At 54.4% G+C, this 22,474-nt stretch carries 20 protein-coding genes and 1 pseudogene; 8 read left to right on the plus strand and 13 right to left on the minus strand.

Translation table 11 applies throughout. The features are described 5' to 3' along the window. Positions 1-306: helix-turn-helix domain-containing protein (locus BTJ39_RS16630; protein ID WP_139356346.1), on the minus strand; the 306-nt coding region annotated here is incomplete at its 3' end. A gap of 94 nt (positions 307-400) precedes the next feature. Between BTJ39_RS16630 and BTJ39_RS16635 the strand changes: the two are divergent. Then, a pseudogene (locus BTJ39_RS16635) lies at positions 401-1,861 on the plus strand (type I restriction endonuclease subunit R, EcoR124 family); the annotation flags it as partial. 128 nt (positions 1,862-1,989) lie between these two features. On the opposite strand, the gene BTJ39_RS16640 reads toward BTJ39_RS16635, so the two are convergent. From BTJ39_RS16640 to BTJ39_RS16680, 9 genes are all read right to left on the minus strand, one after another. Further along, entirely contained in the window at positions 1,990-3,636 is a 1,647-nt protein-coding gene (locus tag BTJ39_RS16640) for a Na/Pi cotransporter family protein (RefSeq protein WP_078003816.1), read from the minus strand. 243 nt (positions 3,637-3,879) lie between these two features. Next, positions 3,880-4,869, minus strand: a complete 990-nt coding sequence (locus BTJ39_RS16645; RefSeq protein WP_078003817.1) for an NAD-dependent epimerase/dehydratase family protein — start codon at positions 4,867-4,869, stop codon at positions 3,880-3,882. Continuing rightward, positions 4,869-5,435, minus strand: coding sequence for a TetR/AcrR family transcriptional regulator (locus BTJ39_RS16650; protein ID WP_078003818.1), 567 nt, complete (start codon positions 5,433-5,435; stop codon positions 4,869-4,871). Before BTJ39_RS16650 ends, BTJ39_RS16645 begins: the two co-directional genes overlap by 1 nt. A gap of 148 nt (positions 5,436-5,583) precedes the next feature. Beyond that, a complete protein-coding gene (locus BTJ39_RS16655; RefSeq protein ID WP_078003819.1) occupies positions 5,584-6,213 on the minus strand; it encodes an ECs1377 family protein in 630 nt (209 codons plus the stop codon). Between the two features lie 199 nt (positions 6,214-6,412). Beyond that, positions 6,413-7,990, minus strand: a complete 1,578-nt coding sequence (locus BTJ39_RS16660; RefSeq protein ID WP_078003820.1) for a GTPase domain-containing protein — start codon at positions 7,988-7,990, stop codon at positions 6,413-6,415. Continuing rightward, positions 7,987-10,203: a dynamin family protein gene (locus BTJ39_RS16665; protein WP_078003821.1), complete on the minus strand. Its 2,217-nt coding sequence runs from the start codon at positions 10,201-10,203 to the stop codon at positions 7,987-7,989. The genes BTJ39_RS16660 and BTJ39_RS16665 overlap by 4 nt, the downstream gene beginning before the upstream one ends. An 11-nt stretch (positions 10,204-10,214) precedes the next feature. Further along, positions 10,215-11,951: a dynamin family protein gene (locus BTJ39_RS16670; RefSeq protein WP_078003822.1), complete on the minus strand. Its 1,737-nt coding sequence runs from the start codon at positions 11,949-11,951 to the stop codon at positions 10,215-10,217. A gap of 161 nt (positions 11,952-12,112) precedes the next feature. Beyond that, positions 12,113-13,099: a helix-turn-helix transcriptional regulator gene (locus BTJ39_RS16675; RefSeq protein WP_078003823.1), complete on the minus strand. Its 987-nt coding sequence runs from the start codon at positions 13,097-13,099 to the stop codon at positions 12,113-12,115. A 461-nt stretch (positions 13,100-13,560) separates the two neighbouring features. Then, a complete protein-coding gene (locus BTJ39_RS16680; protein ID WP_078003824.1) occupies positions 13,561-14,844 on the minus strand; it encodes a cystathionine gamma-synthase family protein in 1,284 nt (427 codons plus the stop codon). Positions 14,845-15,077: 233 nt separating this feature from the next. Between BTJ39_RS16680 and BTJ39_RS16685 the strand changes: the two genes are divergently transcribed. After that, complete coding sequence (locus tag BTJ39_RS16685; protein ID WP_078003926.1) at positions 15,078-15,422, plus strand: ASCH domain-containing protein; 345 nt, start codon at positions 15,078-15,080, stop codon at positions 15,420-15,422. 89 nt (positions 15,423-15,511) lie between these two features. Here the strand turns inward: BTJ39_RS16685 and BTJ39_RS16690 are convergent, their stop codons facing one another. Further along, entirely contained in the window at positions 15,512-16,642 is a 1,131-nt protein-coding gene (locus tag BTJ39_RS16690; protein ID WP_078003825.1) for a multidrug effflux MFS transporter, read from the minus strand. A gap of 94 nt (positions 16,643-16,736) precedes the next feature. On the opposite strand from BTJ39_RS16690, the gene BTJ39_RS16695 reads away from it, so the two are divergent. Further along, positions 16,737-17,501 (plus strand): AraC family transcriptional regulator, encoded by a 765-nt coding sequence (locus BTJ39_RS16695; protein ID WP_078003826.1) that lies wholly within the window; start codon positions 16,737-16,739, stop codon positions 17,499-17,501. 235 nt (positions 17,502-17,736) lie between these two features. On the opposite strand, the gene BTJ39_RS16705 is transcribed toward BTJ39_RS16695, so the two are convergent. Further along, complete coding sequence (locus tag BTJ39_RS16705) at positions 17,737-18,129, minus strand: VOC family protein (RefSeq protein ID WP_078003828.1); 393 nt, start codon at positions 18,127-18,129, stop codon at positions 17,737-17,739. Positions 18,130-18,292: 163 nt separating this feature from the next. Between BTJ39_RS16705 and BTJ39_RS24615 the strand changes: the two genes are divergently transcribed. From BTJ39_RS24615 to BTJ39_RS16715, 3 genes are all read left to right on the plus strand, one after another. Then, entirely contained in the window at positions 18,293-18,391 is a 99-nt protein-coding gene (locus BTJ39_RS24615) for a YoaK family small membrane protein (protein WP_139356367.1), read from the plus strand. A 138-nt stretch (positions 18,392-18,529) separates the two neighbouring features. Further along, a complete protein-coding gene (locus tag BTJ39_RS16710) occupies positions 18,530-18,820 on the plus strand; it encodes a Bor family protein (RefSeq protein ID WP_078003829.1) in 291 nt (96 codons plus the stop codon). Between the two features lie 213 nt (positions 18,821-19,033). Then, positions 19,034-19,918 carry an SDR family oxidoreductase gene (locus tag BTJ39_RS16715; protein ID WP_078003830.1) on the plus strand — a complete coding sequence of 295 codons (885 nt, stop codon included), beginning with the start codon at positions 19,034-19,036 and terminating at the stop codon, positions 19,916-19,918. A gap of 56 nt (positions 19,919-19,974) precedes the next feature. Here the strand turns inward: BTJ39_RS16715 and BTJ39_RS16720 are convergent, their stop codons facing one another. Continuing rightward, positions 19,975-21,120: an iron-containing alcohol dehydrogenase gene (locus BTJ39_RS16720; protein WP_241825932.1), complete on the minus strand. Its 1,146-nt coding sequence runs from the start codon at positions 21,118-21,120 to the stop codon at positions 19,975-19,977. Between the two features lie 186 nt (positions 21,121-21,306). Here BTJ39_RS16720 and BTJ39_RS16725 point away from each other — a divergent pair, with 186 nt between their 5' ends. Both BTJ39_RS16725 and BTJ39_RS16730 read left to right on the plus strand, forming a co-directional pair. Then, a complete protein-coding gene (locus BTJ39_RS16725) occupies positions 21,307-21,738 on the plus strand; it encodes an OsmC family protein (protein WP_078003831.1) in 432 nt (143 codons plus the stop codon). 141 nt (positions 21,739-21,879) lie between these two features. Next, positions 21,880-22,434 (plus strand): P-loop NTPase family protein, encoded by a 555-nt coding sequence (locus BTJ39_RS16730; RefSeq protein ID WP_078003832.1) that lies wholly within the window; start codon positions 21,880-21,882, stop codon positions 22,432-22,434. The last annotated feature ends 40 nt before the right edge of the window (positions 22,435-22,474 follow it).

Genomic DNA, 22,474 nt, shown 5'->3' on the forward strand with positions numbered 1-22,474 from the left:
CTGTAACGTCCTGCGCAGCTTATCAGGATATTTGCCCGGATATTTCTCCTGCAGATACTCAAGAACCGTTGCCGGCGAGATTTGCGGCCGGGATTCAAGTAAGGGAAGAATGTCGCTCAGCCAGACATCCTCCAGAGGATCCTGGCGGGTCCGCCAGTGTCGCTCCCCGAACGGTTGCCACTGTCCTTTTTCAATACGCCGGCCTGAACGGACCGAGATGCCCGCAGTAGCCGCAGCGGCTTCCTGGGTAAGACCTTTATTACGTTGAGTCATGTAAAAACTGACCTGCCTGATATTCAGCGCCACAACCTCTCCCGGGTGGGGAAAAAACGGGACGCTAAGGTTACAAACAGGCCAGAGTAATTGTCGCGAATCGGACGGGGTAATTGTCGCCTAATAAGCTTATTACGACGCTTTTAAACAGCTACAGTCGGCTGTATCTCATACCGAGTCCCGCAAGCCGCTGAGAGTCGCGACCATCTATTCCTTTGCGGCTAATGAAGAGCAGAGTGCGGCGGGGGATATCACCGATGAAAGTTTTGATCTCAGCGCGATGAACGCCAGCGCCAAAGAGTTTTTGGATGCGGTCATCGATGATTACAATGGTCATTTTAAAACTAATTTCAGCACCGACAGCAATGGCTTTCAGAACTACTATCGCGATTTAGCGCAGCGGGTGAAAAATCAGGATATCGACCTGCTCATTGTCGTCGGCATGTTTCTGACCGGCTTTGATGCCCCGACGCTGAATACCTTGTTTGTTGATAAAAACCTGCGCTATCACGGATTGATGCAGGCATTCTCACGCACCAACCGCATTTACGATGCGACTAAAACTTTTGGCAATATCATCACTTTTCGGAACCTCGAACGCGCAACTATCGATGCCATCACCCTATTTGGCGATAAAAACACCAAAAACGTCGTACTTGAGAAGAGCTATGAGCAGTACATGGCCGGTTTTACCGATATTGTTACCGGTGAAGCAAAGCGCGGATTTATGGATGTTGTGGCGGAATTAGAACAACGCTTTGCTGACCCTTCCTGCATTGACTCTGAAAAAGAGAAGAAGGCATTCGTTAAGCTGTTTGGCGAATACCTGCGCGCTGAGAACGTCCTGCAAAACTACGATGAGTTTGTCACCCTGAAAGCCCTGCAAAAGGTAGACAATACTGACCCGGCGGCACTCGAAACCTTCAAAGCAGAACATTACCTTGATGATAAAAAGTTCGCTGAGCTACAGACTATCCGCCTGCCTGCTGAGCGCAAGATTCAGGATTACCGCTCTGCCTACAATGATATCCGTGACTGGCAGCGCCGCGAGAAATCGGCAAATGATAAGGACAAATCGACCACTGACTGGGACGATGTAGTATTCGAGATTGATTTGCTGAAGTCACAGGAAATCAATCTGGACTATATCCTTGGGCTGATATTCGAACATAACAAGCAGAATAAAAGCAAAAGCGCTCTGACCGAAGACGTTCGGCGTCTGATTCGTTCAAGTCTTGGCAATCGCGCGAAAGAAGAGCTGGTGGTCGATTTCATCCAGAAAACCAACCTTGATGAGGTGCCGGATAAAGCCGGGATTATTGATGCGTTCTTTACCTTTGCACAGCGTGAGCAGCAGCGGGAAGTAGAAGCGCTGATACATAGCGAGAATCTGAATGAAGCCGCGGCCAGACGGTACATTAGCGCGTCACTCAAACGTGAATATGCCAGTGAAAATGGCACTGAGCTTAATGAAGCATTACCAAAACTGAGTCCTTTGAACCCGCAGTACAAAACCAGGAAACAGACGGTATTTCAAAAAATAGTGTCATTTATTGAGAAGTTCAAAGGCGTTGGCGGGCAGATTTGAGCAAAGAGCGCTGATGTTGCAAAGTTAAAGCACCGGCAGAAATGCGCGGTGCTTTTTTTATGACTTCAATGATTCGGTCATCCCCTGATTCAGACGAACCACTGTAGTTTGCTACGACATTTTCAATACTATGACTTAGTCGCCGTCAGATCTTCCGTATCATTATCATCATCTTTCAAATCTAATACGCTGTATGCCACTGCGCTGAAGAGCGAATTCAGCCGTTTCATATCGCCCAGTAATCCCAGATGTAATGAACTGGTTTCCATACTTTGTATATTTTGCTGATGCAGCCGGGTTACATGGGAATACGAATAGCGGCGATTGAGAATACGAAAGCGGTGCTTTGCCCGACGTAAGCGCTTGGCGGTGGCTAAATCACGGGAGAAGAAAACCGACAGGCTAAGGCGTAAATTACTAATTAACGACTCCAATTGCGCATCCAGTTCTCCCACGCCTTCAGCGGAAAATGCGCGTTGGGTTGCCAGAGATTTATCTGCGACGCTCCCGGCCAGACGCTCAATAATGTCACTGGACTCTTCTAAATTTAGCGACATTTCGATGATTTCCGCCCAACGATGCGAGTCTTCTTCCCCCAGCGCTTCCTTTGGCATTTGCGCCAGATAAAGCTTAATCGCCGTATAAAGCACATCCATATCGTCGTCAAGTTTACGGATAACACGTTCCTGACGCATCTCACCATGGATGACCTTACCAAAAGCCACCAGCATCTGCTCCAGTACATCCCCCATCCTGAGGATTTCACGGGAGGCATTTGCCAGCGCCAGAGCGGGGGTGTCCAGCGCACTGATATCCAGATGTTTGGGCCCCACCCGTGTCTCAGTTTCCGCTTCTTCCCGAATAAGTCGCGTGGATATTTCGGCCATCAAACCGGCAAATGGCACCATCGCCAGACAGCGGATAAGGTTATAGAACACGTGGAAGAGAATCACGATTTCAGCACTGGCAACGGATAACGTTGCCAGCCATGCTGACAGTAAATTAACAAACGGCAATATCAGCAGAGAACCGATAAGTTTAAATAACAAGCTACCCAGGGCAACGCGCCTCCCCGCAGCATTAGAGGCGCTGTTATTCAATATTGCCAGCAATCCGCTGCCAAGATTAGCCCCTATAACAAGGCACAGTGCAACTTTAAGCGAGATAACGCCGGTGGCAGTCAGTGTGGAAATAATCAATACGGCAGCCAGGCTGGAATAACTAATAATGGCAATGGCAGCGCCAATAAGCGCATCCAGCATAATATCTCCGGTTAATGAGGAGAATATAACGTGTACTCCAGGTGCGTGAGTAATAGGTTCGGTAGAGGCAACGATCAGCTGTAAGGCCAGCAGGACCAGTCCAAAACCAATGCTGGTGCGCCCCAATTGTCCTATACGGGTCTGCTTACACTTAAGGAAAAACGTCACCCCGAAGAAAATAAACAATGGCGATAGCCAGGAGAGATCAAAGGTTAATACCCTTGCCATTAATGCGGTTCCAACATCGGCGCCGAGAATAGCGACAAGGGCAGGGGTCAGACCCACTAAATCCTGAGCGACAAACGATGTCACCAATAATGTTGTTGCATTGCTACTCTGTACTAATGCGGTAACCCCCAGCCCTGCGAGAAATGCCGTCGTCTTTTTCTCCACACTACGGCTAAGGACTCGTCGTAGATCGGCACCGTACACGCGCATAATTCCGGTACGTACAATGTGCGTCCCCCAAATCAGTAACGCTACGGCTGAGAGCAGATTCAACAATATTAACACCCGATATTATCCTTCTGTCATCTGTACTCATCCCGATGAACTATTTTGTACTATTTATCTGATAGCCATTAGTTTAATCGATAGATATCTGCCTGAAATGTTCTCCATACCCCAAAGTCTGGTAATACGTCTCGCGAGAATATTATTTCTATCTTCGCATCCCCTGATATTCCGGGGATTTTTAACTATAACAGAAGCTACTGGATGTGCTGAAGCATTAGGGACTTTTGCTCAGTGATTAACTTAGCCGCCAGCACTATGCTGCTTATCGGTATACACGTCTTGCAGTCCCTGCTGACGTGAGACCTTTCCAACGTATCCCAGTTCGCTGCGGGCAGCAGCATCGTTGATGGTGAATTCACGTCCGATCATTCGCATCATTGAACGAGAAACCGGCGGGTCGCTTTCCTGTTGTCGGATTCTCCACAGCGTATCCATCACCCGACCCAGGGTGGACGCCAGCCAGTATGGTACTGACCGCAGTCCCTCGATGGAGAGTCCTTGCTGGCCAGCGAGCGAAGCAATAAATTCGCGGAAAGTCAGCTCATCGGCATCAGCAATGAAAAATGCCCGTCCACCGTGGCGATATTCAAGCGCGCACTCCACGGCCTCCACCACGTTATCGACGTGACAGGTTGAAACGTCATAATTTCCTTTCTCAACAAAAGCAAACTGGCCGGATGTAATAGCGCCAGGCAGTTCCCGACTGAATGCGTTGCCGGGGCCCCATATGGCGGGGGGACGAAGAGCAATAGTATGAAAACGGGCGTTGTCAGCCTGCAGAACCAGCTGTTCAGCCTGCGCTTTGCTTGCCAGATAGGCGGAAAAATGGTTCGGAAAGGTCGGGGCGTTTTCACTGGCATGGCGAATCGGCGAACCGGCTTCATCCATGATTATCCCCGCCGCGCTGATATAAACAAACATCCTGGCACCGGCGCTTTCAGCGGCTTTTAATAATGCGGCAGTACCATCAACATTGGTGCGAAAGAACGGCTCCCGAGGCCCGGAAAAGCGGAACAGGGCAGCAGCATGCACCACCGCATCGATAGCGGGTAATAGCAGAGGGGCGCGGCTCTCCAAATCGGCGTTAAATGCCGTTGCCCCCATCGCTTCAAGTTTTGCCTGAGAAGATGCCGAGCGCGTCAGGGCGATAATCTGATGCCCCGCTTTAACCAGTTTTGGCACCAGGCGACGGCCAAGCAGACCGGTGCCGCCGGTGACGAGAATTTTCATTACGGCTGTGCTCCTGCTTCAGAATTAAGAATAGTGCGGAAGGCATTTTCGCGGATCTGCGCAATAACCTCTGTTGAAGGCGCGCCCGTGTTGCGCAGCTGTGCCGTGACGTACAGCAGAGAGGCGGCATTAGCCGATGCCCAGATAATGGAAGCGACGTCGTCAACCGATGGCGCCAGGCGGTTCTGCATGGCGCTGATGCGTGAGAGCAGCAGGCTGTAGGCCTGGCTTGCGGCCGGTATTTCGGCTCCGTCAAGAACCCGGCTCATCATTGCTGCGTAAAGTCGGGGGCGGGCAGCGGCAAAGCGAACGTAATCGTCCCAGCCTTCGCGCAGCGCTGTTGCTGGATCGTCAGACTGCACCGCTGCTTGTTTGCTGGCAAGAAATTGCGAAAATGCCTGCTCAATAGCCGCGCTCAGCAGGCCGTCTACGCTGCCGAAATGATGGTAAAGCGAGGGCGCCGTAATATTGGCGATCGCACAAACGTTGCGCGTTGTGAACTGCGCCTCGCCTTTTTCTTCCAGCAGCTTTAACGCCGCATTTAACAGCATGTCATATGTTTTCATGCCAGTAATATAGCGGTGCTATAATTGGCTGTCTATAGCGATGCTATATTTTTTCAGTGGCAGGAAAAGTGCGCTTTCTTACCCTTGCAGCGCGCCGGGTAAAGTAAAAGCAGGCGATTTTTACCCGGGAGAGCGGGGTATATCCCACTCAGCCCACGCGCCGATAGACCGGCACCAGCCTGACAGTGCCAGTCAGGCTATCGAATATTTCTGTTTCCGAGGTGGCTATCTTCAGGCCCGTTTTTCTCAGCCTTTGCACGTCAGCGGCAATGCGCTGGATGCCAAACCAAAAGAGTCCGTCCAGCGCGGTGACGGGCAGGCCGCTTTCCAGTGCCAGTCTGAGGCGCTCGCGCGGCGCTTTGGCTTCTTTCGCTATCTGTTGGTAGGGCGCGGCGTTTGTTTCCGCTGAATCTTCGCGTCGGATACGGGTGACCAGACGGTACTGAAATTCGTCGGGTATCTTATCCAGGTCGGTTTTCAGGCTGTAGACACAGCCAAAACGCTTCGCGTTAAACAGCACATTTTTCTGCTGCAGCGGAAACTCGTTACGCAGAGCGGCGATCAGCTGTGGCGTGCGAATTAGCAGCAGCCGGAAGGGAAGTTCAAAGCTGGTGACATAATCCACCGTTTGCAGCGCAAGGCGCAGGCGTTCTTCAGCACCGGCCTTTTGCTGCCGGCTTTGTTCTAAAACCTCACGCCACTGCCGGGCAAGTTGAGGCGTCTCTGCAGCTTCCGTAAAGCTGTATTTTTCAATCTGATAATCGATTCTTCCGCTCACCCTCTGAGTTCCTTTTGATTACTCTGCGGTATCTGCGGCTTACTTTACCAATCGGTGGCTGTTACCGGAAGCGGCTTAAACGCGCACTGCCCGTGTGCGGCTGTGCAGGCTTTCGCCATCCCCGCGCCGGCCATAAATAGCCCGGCTGCTGGTTGATGGTAGCAAGGCATCTGTCGCCGGATAACCTTGCCGCAACGCCTTATATTAATGCGCTCAGCTCTTCATGTAGCCGATCCAGCTGCGCCAGCCAGCTATCATCCTGCATTTCATATTGCTGGCTCAGGGTGGTTAAGGTTTCTTTGATGGCGGCAATACGCTCAGTGCGTCTGGCCTGCAACGGGCGATCTTCTTCTGGCGTCGGGAGGGAATGTTTTGCCGCCGGCTTCGCCGGCTTATTAAACAGAAGGTTATATATGCTGCTCCGTCCGGGTTCGGCTGCTTGTGTGCTTCGCCACTGAGACAGGTCGATTTGATTGTCTGCGGCGATCTGCTCATTGAAAACGCCCAGCTCGTGCAAGTCCAGCTCCAGGCTTTTTACCGCCTGCGCTTTTCTGGCCTGTTCGTCGAGCTGCAATTGTCGCTGAGTGCGGGCGCTGCTGAAAGCCTGTTCCAGCGCCGCACGCAGTCTCTGGCGCAGTTCAGCCGGTTGATTTTGCCCGGCCAAAAAGTCATGTAGGGAGAGGTCCTGATATAAAAACTCCTGAGCAAGATCGCTGCTCCAGGCGCTGATGCCAGCGCAGGAGATATTTTCCATATGCAGCGTATCTGCCACCTCCTCAATAACCGACTGCAAGCCGCTCTGCGGGCGCAGATCGGCCTTGTTCAGCACCAGATAAAATGGGGCATTGCGCGGCGCATGCTGGCGCAGAAAATCCAGATCGTCCCGAATTATGGTCCCGTTAGCATCAAGGCCAATCAGCCAGATTATCGCGTCGGCATTTTTCATCATTTGCGCCGCGCTTTCACCGTCTTCAGCGGTATACCCTTCGCGTATGCCTGGGTTATAACCGGGCATATCGATAAATGTCAGATGTGAATACTGGGCCATTGGCGTGCGCAAAATGATAAATGGCATTAGCACCCGCAGGTCACAGCCCATTTCCTGCAGCCAGCGATGGCTGAGTTTGCCGTATAGCTCCGGGCTAAGAGGAACTTCACCCAGCGATGAGGCGATCCCGGTGATAACGAGGTTGTCGCCGTGCGCCACCCAGGTCGGAATGGCGGTGACGGCATCAACCCCTTCAGGTAGCTTTACCTGCGTGCTGGCAATCAGGCTGGTGATAAACGATGACTTACCGCTGCTAAAGCCGCCGCCCACCGCCATCAGGCGCCTTTCCGCCAAATCGCCGATGGCGTCCGCGCGCCTGAGCCGATCGCCGATAGCGCTTAAGTGGGCCTGCAGTTCGGGCAGCGGATGCTGTGCCAGTAGCGCAGGCAAGTGTGCGGCAGTCAACTGCTGAAATGCCTGGCTGCGTAGCGCCGGACGCGGGCGGGCGTGCAGCGTACTTGCCAGCAAATTAAGCCGCAGCGTCTGCTCCTCACTGTGCTGGTTCAATGCCCGGTGCGAGACCGCCAGCTGCTGGTGATCGTGCTGCAGCGCCAGTTGAGAGATGTGCAGAGCGCGATAGTTACTTAGCAGGGATTCAAACTGCGGCAGCAGCTGACTATAAGCGGCGAGCACGTTACGCCAGGATGGGAAAAGCCGGCATAGCACGCGAGCCGTGCGGCTCTGGGGTAGTGATTTCGGCTGGTAATTATCCTGAATGGCGTCACTCATTGGGCTAGTTCCTTAAATGCTTTGGCGATCATTTCCATCTTATCGAGGGTTAAGCGCTTGTTTAACACCATATCGTTTAGCTTTGTCAGTTCCTGTTGCAGCCCGGCGAAAATTAAATCGCCAAGGTCGATCTCTGCTATCTGCCGGACTTCCCGCTGGATTTGTTTTGCATACAAATGGGCTTCCTGTTGCAGCTGAACCACGAAGTCATGGGCGGCGGCCAGGTGCTCTTCAGCCTTGTTACCTTCTCGCGTGCCGCTATAAGCCAGCACTGCCGGTAGTTCAGAAAGCGCAGGGGAGGGAAGGTCACGGATGGTCGCCAGCGCCCAGCGGGTCACGGTGGCCAGCTGATCGCCGTCAACGTTGCTATCGCCCACCGTTTCACGCAGCTTAGCAATCAGCGCGGTGTTCATCGCATCGCGCCACTGATGCATCAGTTTACGTGCGATGGTGGCGATGCCTGAGTCAATAAAACTGCGCATGTCTTCCAGCGCGGTGCGCACTTCGCTGGCCTTCAGCGTGGTGACGGTACGGGTGATGGTTTCAGTGCCGCCGAAGTTTATCGCGCGGAGAAACCTGGCGCCAAATCCACTTTTATCAACGGTGCGCGATCGCGTTGTCTGACCCTGGGCTTCATTTACGCTCTGCTGAATGTCTTTGCGAAAGGATGCTATCAACCCGGAGAGCTGCTCGGTCAGCATGAGATCCAGCCGTTCAATCTGGTCCTGAAACAGCACGTTAGCCGCCGCAGCGCCGCGGGTTCGTACTTCGTTCAGCGTTTCCTGCCTTTTTACCACCTGCGCCAGGTCGGTTTGCTCAATGCGCTTTTTACCTTCAGTGAAATGCTCAGCCAGCTGGCTGACGGCGCGATCCAGCGACTTACGCTGCGACTGACAGAAGCTTTCGACCTGCTGGGTAATAATGGCCTCTTTCTGCTGACGTACGCCGGCAATCGCGCCGTCCAGCGCGTCGTATCCTGCCAGCATGCTCAGACTGCGTTGCATCGCCGCCTGAGAAAAGTCGTCAGGGTAGTTTCTGTGTAGCATTTGCAGCGCGTGGCGACAGTTATCATCCCAGCTGCTTTCCGGCTGATGCTGTAAGGTTTTCGCCATGCCTGAGGTAACAAACAGGCGCGGCTGAATATTCTGCGCAAGGTGCTTTAAGCTTTCATTGTCCTGGTTTTTCAGCGTTCCGAATGCCGCGTTAGACAGCGTCTGCTTGAGGCCGCCAAGCACGGAAGAAAAATCACCGCCCCAGCGTTCTCTTTCGCTGCGGCTGTGTAGCTGCGTATCAATCTGACTGGCGACCAGATAAATCTCCTGAATGCCGTGGCTGCTGCTCAGACGCGAGCTTAGCTCCAGATCCTGCTCGCTAAGAAACTGGCCCGCCGGGCTGACGATGAAAACCACGTTACACTCTTTAAGCATGTTATAGGTGCGCTGTTCGCGGGAGGCCATCGCATCATTAAGTCCCGGCGTGTCGACGATGCGCAGATCCTGCAGGGCGGCGACCGGCAGGCCGATATTCAGGCTGCTGGTGAAGGGCATCATCCGCCCGTCGGCGCCGACATAATCCAGCAGCTTTTGATTCAGCTCAGCGCGTGACCCGGCGGTAATGTCCTGGATGGACGGGAGCGTATTGATATCCATGCCGGACGCGCGCACTCGCAGACTCAGTTCGTTCATCGCACGCAGCCCTGGCTCGCGTTCGTCCAGCTGGCGCCTTGCGCTGCTTTTACAGCGCTCCAGGGTTGATTCGTCCAGCTGGTCCGGATGCACATCGCGCCTTTCGGCAAGGCGAGCTATCTCGTCTTCGGTAAGGCGTATCAGCTTTTGTTGATAGCGCTGGCTATCGCTATGCATCTGCTCAATATCATCGCGGTTAAAAAAACAGACCTCGGCGGTGAAGCTGTCGCTGTAACTCAGCGTTGTTAACGCGGCGGTCATCGGCGTGGCGGCTTTTGGCAACACCTCTTCACCCTCAAACAGCAAGCCGTTAATCAGGGAGGATTTTCCCGCTTTCACCCGGCCAATAATGCCGACGGTTAATAGCCGATCGCTATTTTGCAGATCGTGCAGATGCTGTGAGAACGCCGCTGCGCTGTATTCACAGTGTGAGCGCTTGATATCCAGCGCCGCGCCGTCGCAAATATCGTCGAACTGACTGAACAGCTGGTCCAGGCGGGTCAGTCGGTGCAAAATTGCTTGGTTCATTATTGTTATCCTTAACGCATTAACGTGCTTTCGGTGAGTTGATTAAGCGCCGCACGGCAACGCTCCAGATTAGCCAGCGTCTGGTCTTGCTGCTGCCTTTCGCTTAACACCGTCTGCTGAGCTTTTTCCACAATCTCCTTTTGCTCGCTGATGCGCGCACTGAAAGCCTGGGCCACCGCCTGGTTTAGTTGTTTTTCAATAGTAAGCAGCGCTTCTGCTACCATCTCCTCAACCTGCTGAACCACTGCCGGAATCAGATCTTCGCTCATTGCGCGACGGGTCTGCTCCTGCTGAAGGCGGGCACTGTATTTATCGAATAGCGTGTTGACGAGTCTGGTTAGTACCGTCAACACGACGTTGATCACTGGATGCTGAATTTTTCGGTTTAGCACGTCTGTCCCGGAACGAAATACCGCGCCTGCGTTGCCAATGCTGGCGGTCGCTGTTGTGGAAGCGTCATGGGACGAATTACCCAGAATCAGGTTAATCAATTGCTGTTGCATCTGGCCGACCAGGTTGTGCAGCCAGTCTTCCTGCAGGATAAATTGCGTATTCAGGCTGGCAAGACCGCTGTCTGAGTAGGTTTCAACAACCTTCTTTGCACGACTGTCGGTCACTTTTTTTAGCTCAATCAGTATATTGCTGCGCACGATGGCCGTTATGCTGCGGTTCAATGGTTCCCGGCCGACAATAGCCTGACGAGTCAGCTCATCTATTTCCATTTCCAGACGCTGGCGCACGCGCCCGGCAATGCGCTTTGACGTCGAGGTGATTGACGGCGCATCGACGCCGGACAGGCTACGCTGCTGCTGGTCGATAATGTTTGCCAGCGCTTTTTTCAGATCGGCAATCTGCTGTTGTCCCTGCTGTACGCTGCTTTTAAGCGCCAGGATGGCCGTATTAATATGCATGCTGCTGCGCAAATAAAATTCTTTAACCGGGGGGAGGTAAAGCTGGTCAAACAGTTCTCGCGGATTAACCTGGCTGAAAAAATCGGTGAGTGCACTGACATCATTTTCATTCAGCGTGGCGACCTTTATTGCGTCGCCAAAAGCGGTTGCCAGCTGATCGCTGATATAGCTTGTTACTTCACTGATTGTTTGCGGCGGACAGAGATCGCAACGGCTAATAAACACCGCAAACTGGCGATCGAGCCCGCGAAACTCTTCGAGGCGTTGCAGATCCTGCTGTTTCAGCATGCCATCCTTACAGTTGACAAACCAGAAGTAAAAAGCACCGCGACTTAAATAGCGCAGGATGGCGCGCGCGTGCGCGTCCTGGGCCGAGTCGAAACCCGGCATATCTACCAGCACAAAAGGTTGTATCGCCAGCAATAGCGGATGATCCAGCGTTAGTCTGACAACCTCATACTGGTGCGCCTGGCGGCTCAGCTCCGCCAGCGCGGCCAGCGAGTGGTGTTCTTCCGTGCCATCGGTGCGAACGGCCAGCAAGCCTTCCTGCTTGCCGTAACGTAATTCTGCCGGGATTGCCGTTTCCGCAGAGACCGCTACCGGCAATATGTCGCGTTCAAATAGCGCATTCAGCGCGCTGGATTTGCCGGCGCTGAAGCCGCCGGTGACCGGGATCAGCAGTTCACTGCGCACTAACTGTTCGGCCAGCTGCTGCTTGTGCGTTTGCCAGTCTTTATCAAGATCCTGCAGAAGCGATGGCGCAGCGTTAACCGCCTCTTGCCAGAGTGCGCCTTGCGCTTCGAGATACTGAATAAGCGCTTTTTTGCGTTCAAACATATTATTCCCCAAAGGTTCTTATGATTTTTTGCTTTTAAATTTTTATCTGTCAGTCACGCAGCCTGTTATCCGGGGCTTAGCGCTCAGGGCAACAGGGTTTGCTGTATGCGCCGACGATGATACAGGCCCGCCCGACGTCAACGCGCCTGTGATGTTCAGATTCATTCTGCGCTGCTTGTGGCTGGAATCGGACGGCGTTCAATATTGCTGACGGCGCCGCCAAAGGCGGCTAAAAACCAGCTGAGCATGGCGCTATCCACTACCGTGGCGCTAAACGTCAGGCGGTTGCCGTCAATTTCGCGGTGGGTTTGGTCGCGCGCAAGCGGTGATTCGATCAGATGAAAACCGGCGGCGCGGTCAATATCGAAGGACAGATGCACCATCTGACCCTCGCCAAAGCCGAAGCGCCCATCATCATGGTATTGTTTTAGATTAAACTCGGCTGGCCGTACAAAGGTGAAGGTACTGACGCTGGCGTGCTGAATACGGTTCAGCGCCAGACTGCGCTCGTTGTGGTAGCCTTCAAAGCGGCAGACCAGATACAGGCGTGGCCCTTGTTGTGCCATGCCGAGCGGCATAACCGAGGTCTGGGTCTCTTTGCCGCTGGCATTGCGGTAGACGATCTTTAGCCAGCGGTTAAGATAAAGTGCCTCGCTGGCTGCTTCAAACACGCCTTCGGCAATATGCGGGGGCAGCAAAGGCTGGCTGGTCGCCACTACCCTCACCTTATCCGGCCATTCGGCCTCCAGCTTGCTGTTCCCACCGCGATGAGGATCGAGAGTACGCCGGGCCTGATTAAATAAACCGGACAGTGATTTCATCAGCCGGGCGGGTAATATTGGTGTCAGGTGGGCTTGCGCCATTCCCAGAAGCAATGATTCCTGCGGCGTCAGCTGCGGCAGTGAAATGCCCCTGGCGTCTTCCAGCCAGCGATAGCCGTAAGGGCGGCTGCGCAAATCACATTCAATGTCAAAATGATTGCACAGCATCTCCAACTGACGCTGTATGGTGCGCAGGTCGCGTTCGATGCCGGCATCGCTGAGCTGTTGATGTAGCTCCCTGGCGGTTATCTTTCGCCTGCGCGGAATACGGCGCAGTAATTCAATTGCCAGCAGGGTGGTTTCAATCGTGTCTGGTCGTTTGGCCACGTTATAATCCTTATGTCAGCCCGGAGTGGCGCAGATTCAGTCGTTCCGCCAGCCCCTTTACCCGAATCATCCCGACGTTCCTGAAGCAAAGATTTCCCCCCAGGCTGTCGATTCAGGCGAACTATGCCGCTAATCAAGGCCAGGTTGATATCTCCGCCGCGGGGTTTTATTCCGTTGGTTTATCGGCCGACAGGTCTGATCCTTTAGTCTGCTATTAATTAAAAATATTAATAATTTGTGACAGGGCCGGGCTGCAGCCCGTTTAGCTATCATGCGCTAGCGGCAGTGCCAGCCTGCGACGGCAAGGCGCTCAAAGAACCGTTGAGTCAAACGCCTGCCAGCGCTAAAAACGCTACTTTACCCTTTGCTGCGACAAGCTGTGTCGCAGACTGATGAGCAAGGCTGAAGAAAAGCGCGTCTTTTCGGTGGCTAATTGGATGGGTTCTCTATTGGCCAGGCCGTCAGGCTTTCGCCAGCGCCAGCCGGATGTCTTCGATCAGATCGCCGGCGTTTTCGATGCCGATTGACAGACGGATGGTGGCATCGCTGATGCCAATGCGCTGGCGTACTTCTTGCGGCACGCCGGAGTGGGTGGTACTGCCAGGATGGCTGGCGAGGGACTCGGTGCCGCCGAGGCTGACCGCGAGTTTAAACAGCGTCAGCGCATTCAAAAAGCGAAAGGCTGCCGGCTGACCGCCGACGATATCAAAGGAGAAGGTCGAGCCGGCGCCGCTGCACTGATTGCGAAAGGTTCTGCCTTCGGGGCTGCTGGCGTCGAGATAGCTCAGCCATTGCAGCTTCGCTACTTTCGCGTGGTCACGCAAAAATTCGGCCACCGTTTCGGCATTGTGCCAGGCTTTTTCCATGCGTAGCGACAGCGTTTCCAGCGAGCGGCCAATCATCCAGCAGGAGTGTGGGTCGAGCTGGGTGCCTATGGCGCCGCGCAGCGAGCGGATGCGGGTTATCAGTCCTTTGCTGCCCATTGCCGCGCCGGCAATTAAATCAGAATGGCCGCCGACGTATTTGGTTAGCGAGTAGAGCGACAAATCGGCCCCCAGGCTCAGCGGGCGCTGAAAAAGCGGGCCGAGCAGGGTGTTATCGCAGGCGATAATGGGACGGCTTCCCTGCTGGTGTTCAATCTCTCCGGCGATGCGCACCATCAGCGCGATATCCACCAGACTGTTGGTCGGGTTAGCGGGCGTTTCCACCAGAATCAGCGCCACGCGGCCGCAGGCCATGGCTTTATGCGCCGCTGCGCGCACTTTCACCTCGTCGGTGCCGTCACTGAATCCAACCGGTTCAATGTTCAGATTGTGCAGCGTTTTACTGAGCAGGGTTTCGCTGCCGCCGTACAGCGGCTGCGAATGGAGAATAACGTCGCCGGGGTGGGCAAAAGTCAGCAAAGTGGTGGAGATCGCCGCCATTCCTGAAGAAAACAGGGCGCAGCTTTCTGCCTCTTCGTATATCGCCAGCCGATCTTCAACGATTTCACTGTTCGGGTGGTTAAAACGTGAATAGACCAGGCCGCCGCTTTGGCCCTCTGGCGGTTCACGGCGACCGGCAACATAATCAAAAAAATCACGCCCTTCTTCGGCGCTATTAAAGACAAACGTTGAGGTGAGAAATACCGGCGGTTTTACTGCCCCTTCGGACAGCCGGGGATCGTAACCGTAGTTGAGCATTTGCGTTTCAGGGTGCAGCTTACGCGCGCCAATATGCGTTTTTTTACTGTGTGCATCTGACATGAAATCTCCTGCCAATTGGCAATGAAGGGTAATCATATTTTGAGCATAAGCTAACACGCAGATTATCATGCTGATAAATAGCGTAATGTTCTAAGTTTATGCCATCTGTCAGGGCTGTTAATCCGGCATCGTTGTCGATGTCAGCGCGCTGTTTGCGCCATACTGTTAACTCTGCGGCCGCGGTGGCCATGATGTTCTCATTGATTAAATATAAACCAGCAGCGGTGGCTTTGATGCAATATCTTGAGATTGTTCCACGCCTGATCCCGGCGGTAAGAAACGGCACTAAACGTCATACCATTCGCTGGCAGGAAGGCGCTGTCAGGTGCGGCCCGCTGACCTACATTAATCAGCAGGATCCCAGTGAGAGGCTGGTTGTGTGGGTCACCGAGGTCAAAACCATGTCGCTTTCACAGGCGGCTGATTATCTCGGCATGAGCGCCGAATGGCCCGATCCGATTATGCTGGCGGGGATGCGGGAACATTATCCGGCAATCGAACTGGATTCAGCGGTGGTGATTATCCATCATTTGTCGCCGGCCGCGACGCAGGCGCGATTTGATGCGGGCGATGTGTAAAAGGTAGCCTCCTGTTAAATAGCGGGCGTTTCCACCATGCAGAGCGCAGCGGCTTAGCAGGCCGTTGCGCTCTGCATCATTAAGCTGTCTCACAGCCGCATCTGGTAGCGCCAGGCGGCAACCACGCTCAACATCGCGCAAAGCAGCAGGACAAAACCCAGAGCCTGCGCCCAGCCGGCCAGCATCAGCCCCAGGCCGATAAGCACATAGTAGAACAGCCCAAACAGCGCTCCCGCCGAACCCCGACAGTCCGCGTAGGCGTGCAGCGCCGAGCTTAGTACTATCGGTATCGTCATCGAAAAAGCGATGGTGACCAGCGCCATCGGCAGCAGTAGCAGCAGCGAATCGCCGTAAGCATAAACGCCCGTGGCGCCAGCCAGGTTGACGATGCAGGCGATGACCAGCATTGTGCGCTGACTGTGCCCTTTTTTGAGCAGCCAGCGGTTGATCTGCGAGCCGATAACTGAACCGGCGGCCAGCACCATGCCGCTGTAGCCAAAGATGCGCGCGCCCAGATTCAGACGTTCGAAAATAAACGGTGCCAGGCTGTAGTAGCTAAACAAGCTAACGTTGAACAGCGCGACCAGCAGCACGGCTAACCAGATTTTATTATCAGTACACATCCGGCGCAGTACCAATATAAGTGACACGCGGGTGTGATTTGCCGGACGGGTCTCGGGTATCATCCAGCTGCTGCTAATAAGCAATAGCAGCGCCAGGATCGCCAGCGCGCTGAACACGCCAGAATATCCCCAGCGCGAGGCCAGCTCGCCGCCGGTAAAAATCCCCACCGCCGGGCTGATAGCCAGCGCGATGCCGATAAACGAGAAGATACTGATAAGCTGCTGACCGCTATAGCGGTCGCGCAGAATCGTCTGGATGACTACCGAGCCGGTGGCGGCGCCAAATGCCGCTATCACTCTTGCCGTCAACAGCAGCGTAAAGCTATCGGCGCTTAGCGCCATCAGGCTGCCGAGGGCATAAACGCCGAGGCCAGCCAGCAGCGCCGGTTTGCGTCCCAGGCTGTCGCTGATGCGTCCCCAGAACAGGACGCCGACGGCAAAGCCGATAAAATATATCGACAACGTTTGCGCGGCGTCCTCTGCCGTGACGGAATAATGTGCGCTGATGCTGGTGAGCGCCGGGCTGTAAATCGTTTCTGCAATCTGCGGAAACATCAGCAGGGCGGTGAGCAGCAGCATTGTTGAACCCCTAAACATATTCGCCTCCTTAAATTAACGAGGCGCTATTGTAGGGAAACGATATTGTGGTCATTATAAATATAATGACTTTTTATATAGGAAATCAGACAGAATGGCCTGGCTTGATGCAACGACTGCGTTCGACCCCGACCGCCTGGGAAAACCGGTTGTCGGCATTCAGTCAGAATTGGGAAACCATGACTCCGGGTTGCATTGTCATCGGATGGCGCAGATGCTGTTTACCCGCCAGGGCTGCGTGCGCATAACCCTTAACGACGGCGCGCTACTGTGCTTGCTGCCGCCAACCCGCGCCGCCTGGATCCCCGCCGGCATCAGCCATCGTGCCGAAATGAAAAATAGCGTTGCCTATCGTTCAGTCTGGTTTCAGCCTGAAGCGTATCCGGCGTTGCCGGACGCGCCGGCGATCCTGAATGTCTCTGCGCTACTGCGGGAGCTGCTGGAGCGCATTGCGCAAAGTCCATGGGAAACTTGCTGGCAGCAGGCGCCTGCCTTGCATCTTGCTGCGCTATGCCGGGCGGAAATCTGCGCCGCCGGGCATGAGCCGATGATGCTGCCGCTGCCAAAAGATAAACGGCTGGCCGCTTTGTCCGCTAATGAGCTGCCGCCCGTGCTGCGGCAGTTTGCCGCCGGATGCGGTGCCAGTGAGAAAACCATCAGTCGTATTTTCCGCCGTGATACCGGTATGTCTTACCAACAGTGGCGACAGCAGTGGCGCCTGATGAAGGCGGTAGAGCTGCTGGCTACCGGCCATCGTATTACGGATAGCGCTCAGGCGTTGGGCTTTGCCAGCGATAGTGCCTTCGTCTACTTTTTCCGCACTATGACCGGTCAGACGCCGGGGCAATATCTTCCTTAATACGGCTTGCGCCAGGAAATTATCAGGCGTCAGGGAGCGTTGGCCATTTCATAAAAGCGAATACATAGAGCATGATAAAATGCAGGCCGGGCATCGATAAGAAGATCGCCATTGCCCAGCCGAATCCGGCTTTTCTTGACATCCTGTAACAGGGAAAAAAGGTAAATGCCCAGATAATAATTAAAAATCCATCAAAACCTTTGTTCACAAGCCCCCCTCCGGTCGTTGCGGTAAATTACTCATCAGAGCGATATAACGCGCCCCGGCCGCTTCTTGCCCGGGCCCATAGCTCTTCATCATCAAGCGTGGTTTGAATCAGTTCAACGGGTACGCCGGCATCGTTAATGATCGCCACCCGGTAGTCATCGATCGGCTCATAGGGGCCAAGGATAACCTCTTCACCCTCGATGGCGGCATCCAGGTCTTCGACTTTAAACGCCACGTGGGGCACGGTTTTAATCAGCGTATGCAGCGGCGAGTCGGCGGTGAAACGATGCCACTGAACGCGAAATTTACCCGGATTATCCGTGGTATACATACCCGCTTTTTCGCTATATATCCCTTCATTTATGCCGTCCTCAAGCGGAATACCTAAGTGGTGAAACTGGTACTGGATCGTTTTTTTCACGCGTTTAAATTCCTTTTACCGTTGAGGTGAAATGTTGCATCGGCTGAGGCCAGAAAAAACAAGCTGGACAGTACGCGGAGAGCATAGAATGATAGGTGCTGAAAGGCTACTGTCAGCGGCAGTTATTACTGCTGTAACATTATTTTGCTGTAAGGATATGACTGTGAAAATTGGCTATCTGTTCCCCGTGGCAATTATCATCGCGGGTGTTGCCCTGCTGGCCTGGTTTATCGCCAGCGGCGCCTATGCGCCCGGTTCGTAAAGTCACACTTTGCGCTTAAAGCACATGGGTTTTGGCAGGGCGCCACGAGAAATAAAAGCTTACGGGTTTATGTGTTTCTGTTGTTGAATGTAAAAATATGATTAACTTTGTGTTTCTTACGCCAACAGGAAATCCGTTATGAAAAAACTGCTTGTGGTTGCTGCTTTTAGTCTGTTTATTACCGGCTGTGCGCAGCAAACTTTTACGGTTAAAAATGAGGCCGTGGCTAAGCCGACGCGCGTTACCACCCATCACTTCTTTGTCTATGGTATCGGTCAGAAGAAAACCATTGATGCGGCCGCAGTTTGCGGCGGTGCTGACAAAGTAGTGCGTACTGAAGTGCAGCAAACCTTTGTTAACGGCCTGCTCAGCGTGGTGACCTTTGGTATTTACACCCCGCGAGAAGCGCGCGTTTACTGCGCGGTCTGACACTTCTGACGCCCGCTGTCTGCGGGCGTTTAACCGGTGGCGATAGTCGCCCACGATCGGCTGGCAGCCGGGAACCGGTTCATGGCGACAGGCAGACGCCGGTGCTGCATCTTTGCATAGCCTGTTAATGTTTATACCCCTATAACGTCTCCTCTTTTCGTATGGTGGCAATCTGTCAGGATGGCCTGACGACATCATTCCGGAGAGAACCATATGAAAGTTTTTGTCACAGGAGCGTCAGGCTATATCGGACAGGCCGTAGTGAAAGAGTTACTGGACAACGGCCACAGCGTGTTGGGCATGGCGCGTTCCGAAGAGGGGATTCGCCTGTTGCAGGCGCTGGGCGCGGAGGTTCACCAGGCGACGCTGGAAGAAACCGACAAAGTGCTGGAAGGTGTACGCCAGTCTGACGGGGTTATTCATCTGGCGTTTAACCATGACTTTAGTCGCTTTGCGCAAAATTGCGCCGATGATTGCGCGCTGGTTAGCGCAATGTGCGAGGCGCTGGAAGGCACTCAGAAACCACTGCTGATAACCTCGGGTATTCTTATCGTCGATCTGCCTGCCGGCGCGCTGGCAAAAGAAGACTCACCGTGCAAAACGGTAGCGCAGTCGCCGCGCGCGGCTTCGGAAGATGCCGTGCGTAAAGCCGCGCAAAAAGGTGTCAGGGCGGCAATCGTCAGGCTGTCGCAGGTGCATGACGTTCATCGCCAGGGGCTGATTAGCTACGCTATCGCCCTGGGCAAGGAAAAGGGCGAGCTGGCCTGGGTCGGCAGCGGTGAAAGCCAGATCGCCGCCGTACACCTCAGTGATGCGGCGCGCCTTTACCGCCTGGCGCTGGAGCGCGCAGAAGCCGGCGCGGTCTATCACGGCGTCGGTGAGTCTGGCGTAAAAGCGGCGGATATTGTCAGGGCGGCGGGAAAACGTCTCGGCCTGCCGGTAAGATCGATTGCTGCGCAAGAGGCCGGCGCTTATTTTGGCTGGCTGAATATGATGGCCAGCAGCGATATGCCCGCCTCCAGCGAACGCACCCAGCAGCAGCTGAACTGGACACCCCGCGGCCCGGGGCTGCTGCACGACCTGGATAATCTGGCCTGAGTGCGTAGCGCCGGGTCATAAAACCCCGGCGCAACCCTGCTTATCCTCGGGTTCGACTACGCCTGACCGACCGGCCAGGCGGCTTCTATCAGCGTTCGCTGCTGCTCTTTGCTGTAATCCACCATCGCGTTTTTACTATTACTGCGCGCGAGTATCCATTCAACATCCTGTTCCGTTAGCGTCGGCGCATCGTCCCAGAAGCGGTATACGTCGTTGTCCTTCAGCCAGTTAACCAGCAGCAGGGCGGGATTAATCGTCTGCAGCGGAAACAGCGTCGCGGCCAGGGTATTCATCAATGCTTGCTGATCGGGAGAGGCCTGCTTTGCCAGTAAGTTGAGGTAGGGCAGCAGAAGTCTGCCGCAAACCTCCCCATGGTGCCACGGCTTAATCGCCCCCAGCTCGCCGGCAATTCCGTGAATGACGCCGAGTCCTGCCACGCCGAGACACTGGCCGCCGAGCCAGGATGCCATCAGCATGGTTTCACGGGCGACATCGCCATCCTCACCCGGTTTGTTCAGATGTGGCCAGGCGTGATAAAAAAGCTGCATGCCGCTCAGTGCCTGCTGGCGCGTTAACAGCGTTCCCCGCTTTGACAGCCAGGATTCAAAAAGATGAGTGAATGCGTCAATAGCGCAGCAGGCCAGAATGCGCTCCGGCGTGCCCTGCATCAGGTCGGCATCGAGGAGGGCTATCTGCGGAACAAACTCTGCGTGGCGCAGCGAGGCTTTGACCTGAATTTGCTGCTGATCGGTTACCACGGCGTTTTGCGTTGCTTCGCTGCCGGTACCGGCGGTGGTGGGAACGGCGATTAACGGCAGGGTGGCCGCCGTAATGCGGGTATCGCCAATTTTTTCCAGGTAGCGGGCGCAGGGGAGCGGGTGCTGACAGAGTGCAGCAAAGGCTTTAGCCGCATCCAGCACGCTGCCGCCGCCGATTGCCAGCACCCGTTCAACCTTACCGCGCCAGCGTGTTACCCACTCATCCAGCTCGGCCGGCGAGGCTTCATGTGAGACCACTTCATGACCGACCAGCAAAGGCGAAAGGGCGGGTGCCAGCCTTTGCCAGTGGGGGCCGCTAATAAATGATCGGTTACAAAATAGCAATGTAGGCTGCGGCGCATTGCCGAGCAGGTCGGGGAGCTGCGCCAGCGTGCCGCGACCAAAAATAACCTGGCGATTGGCGATAAGCGTAGAGTGATTCACAGAGGCTCCTGATTGCATCATTAGGTTTTAATTTTATCTGCGACGGGACGATGAAGCGCAGCGTATTTTTATAAGATAGCGAAACTCGACGCATGCTTCATCCCACAATGATTGCCCGTGACGGCTGGCTGACTGCCATCAGCCATCTATACTTAACGTTTGTCAGTACAACTAAGGAGCAGGCGAATGACTATCCATAAGAAAGGTTCGGCACACTGGGAAGGCGATCTCAAAAGCGGGAAAGGCACGGTTTCTACAGAAAGCGGCGCGCTGAAGCACAATCCCTACGGTTTTAATACGCGCTTTGAAGGCGTTGCGGGGACTAATCCAGAGGAGCTAATTGGCGCCGCTCACGCCGCGTGTTTTTCGATGGCGCTATCACTGATGCTCGGCGAGGCAGGCCACACGCCAGCCGGTATTGATACCATCGCCGACGTATCTTTAGACAAGGTTGACGGTGGTTTTGCCATCACCAAAATCGCGCTGTCGAGCAAGGTGAAGGTTCCCGGTATCGATAAAAGCGAGTTTGATAAAATTATCAATAAAGCGAAAGAAGGCTGCCCTGTATCGCAGCTATTTAAAGCGAATATTACGCTGGATTACGAGCTGAGTAATTAATCCCGCTCGCCGCACAGCGTGGTTGGCCGTCTTATAAATGATAAAGGTTTGATGATATTTTCAGCGAGGCGGCTACCCGCTTAACCATTGAACGGCGTTCGTGCTATAGTTTGTCGCCCATCCTTCAACGTTTCTCATCTCATGGATCTGCAACAGCTGGGTCGCAGAATTTGTATTTTAGGTCCTTCCAACAGCGGTAAGTCCACGCTGGCTCAGGCTATCGGTGACAAGCTGCAGCTCGACGTTATTCATCTCGATCGTTTATATCATTACCCTGCAACGCGCTGGCAGGCTCGTCCGCCGGCAGAGTTTAGCGCCCTGCATCAGGCAGCCATCGATCGGGACAGCTGGGTCATTGACGGCAATTACAGTCGCCTGCTGGCGCCGCGTTTACAGCGCGCCAGCGGATTTATTTTGCTCAACGTCTCCCCTTCAGTAAGCCTGCTGCGCTATTTTCGCCGCACCTGGTCACAGCAGCGTATTGGCGGACTGGATATCGCAAGAGACCGCATAAGCTGGGAGATGATCCGCTACATCACCGGCACCGCACCGGCAAAACAGCAGGCGCTGGCGGAGGTCATTGCCGCGCAGCCTCAGGCTAAGGTGATGATTTCTTCCTGTGCCGGGCTGAAGCATTATTACCAGCATTGGGCTTTATCCTTTCCCACGTCGGGTGCGTCCAGCCAGGCTCGCTGACCGGCATCCGCAGTCAGTTTTTCTGAGCTGCGCGTTTGCA

Origin of the sequence: Izhakiella australiensis (assembly GCF_002006995.1) — a bacterium.
Lineage (GTDB): Bacteria > Pseudomonadota > Gammaproteobacteria > Enterobacterales > Enterobacteriaceae > Izhakiella > Izhakiella australiensis.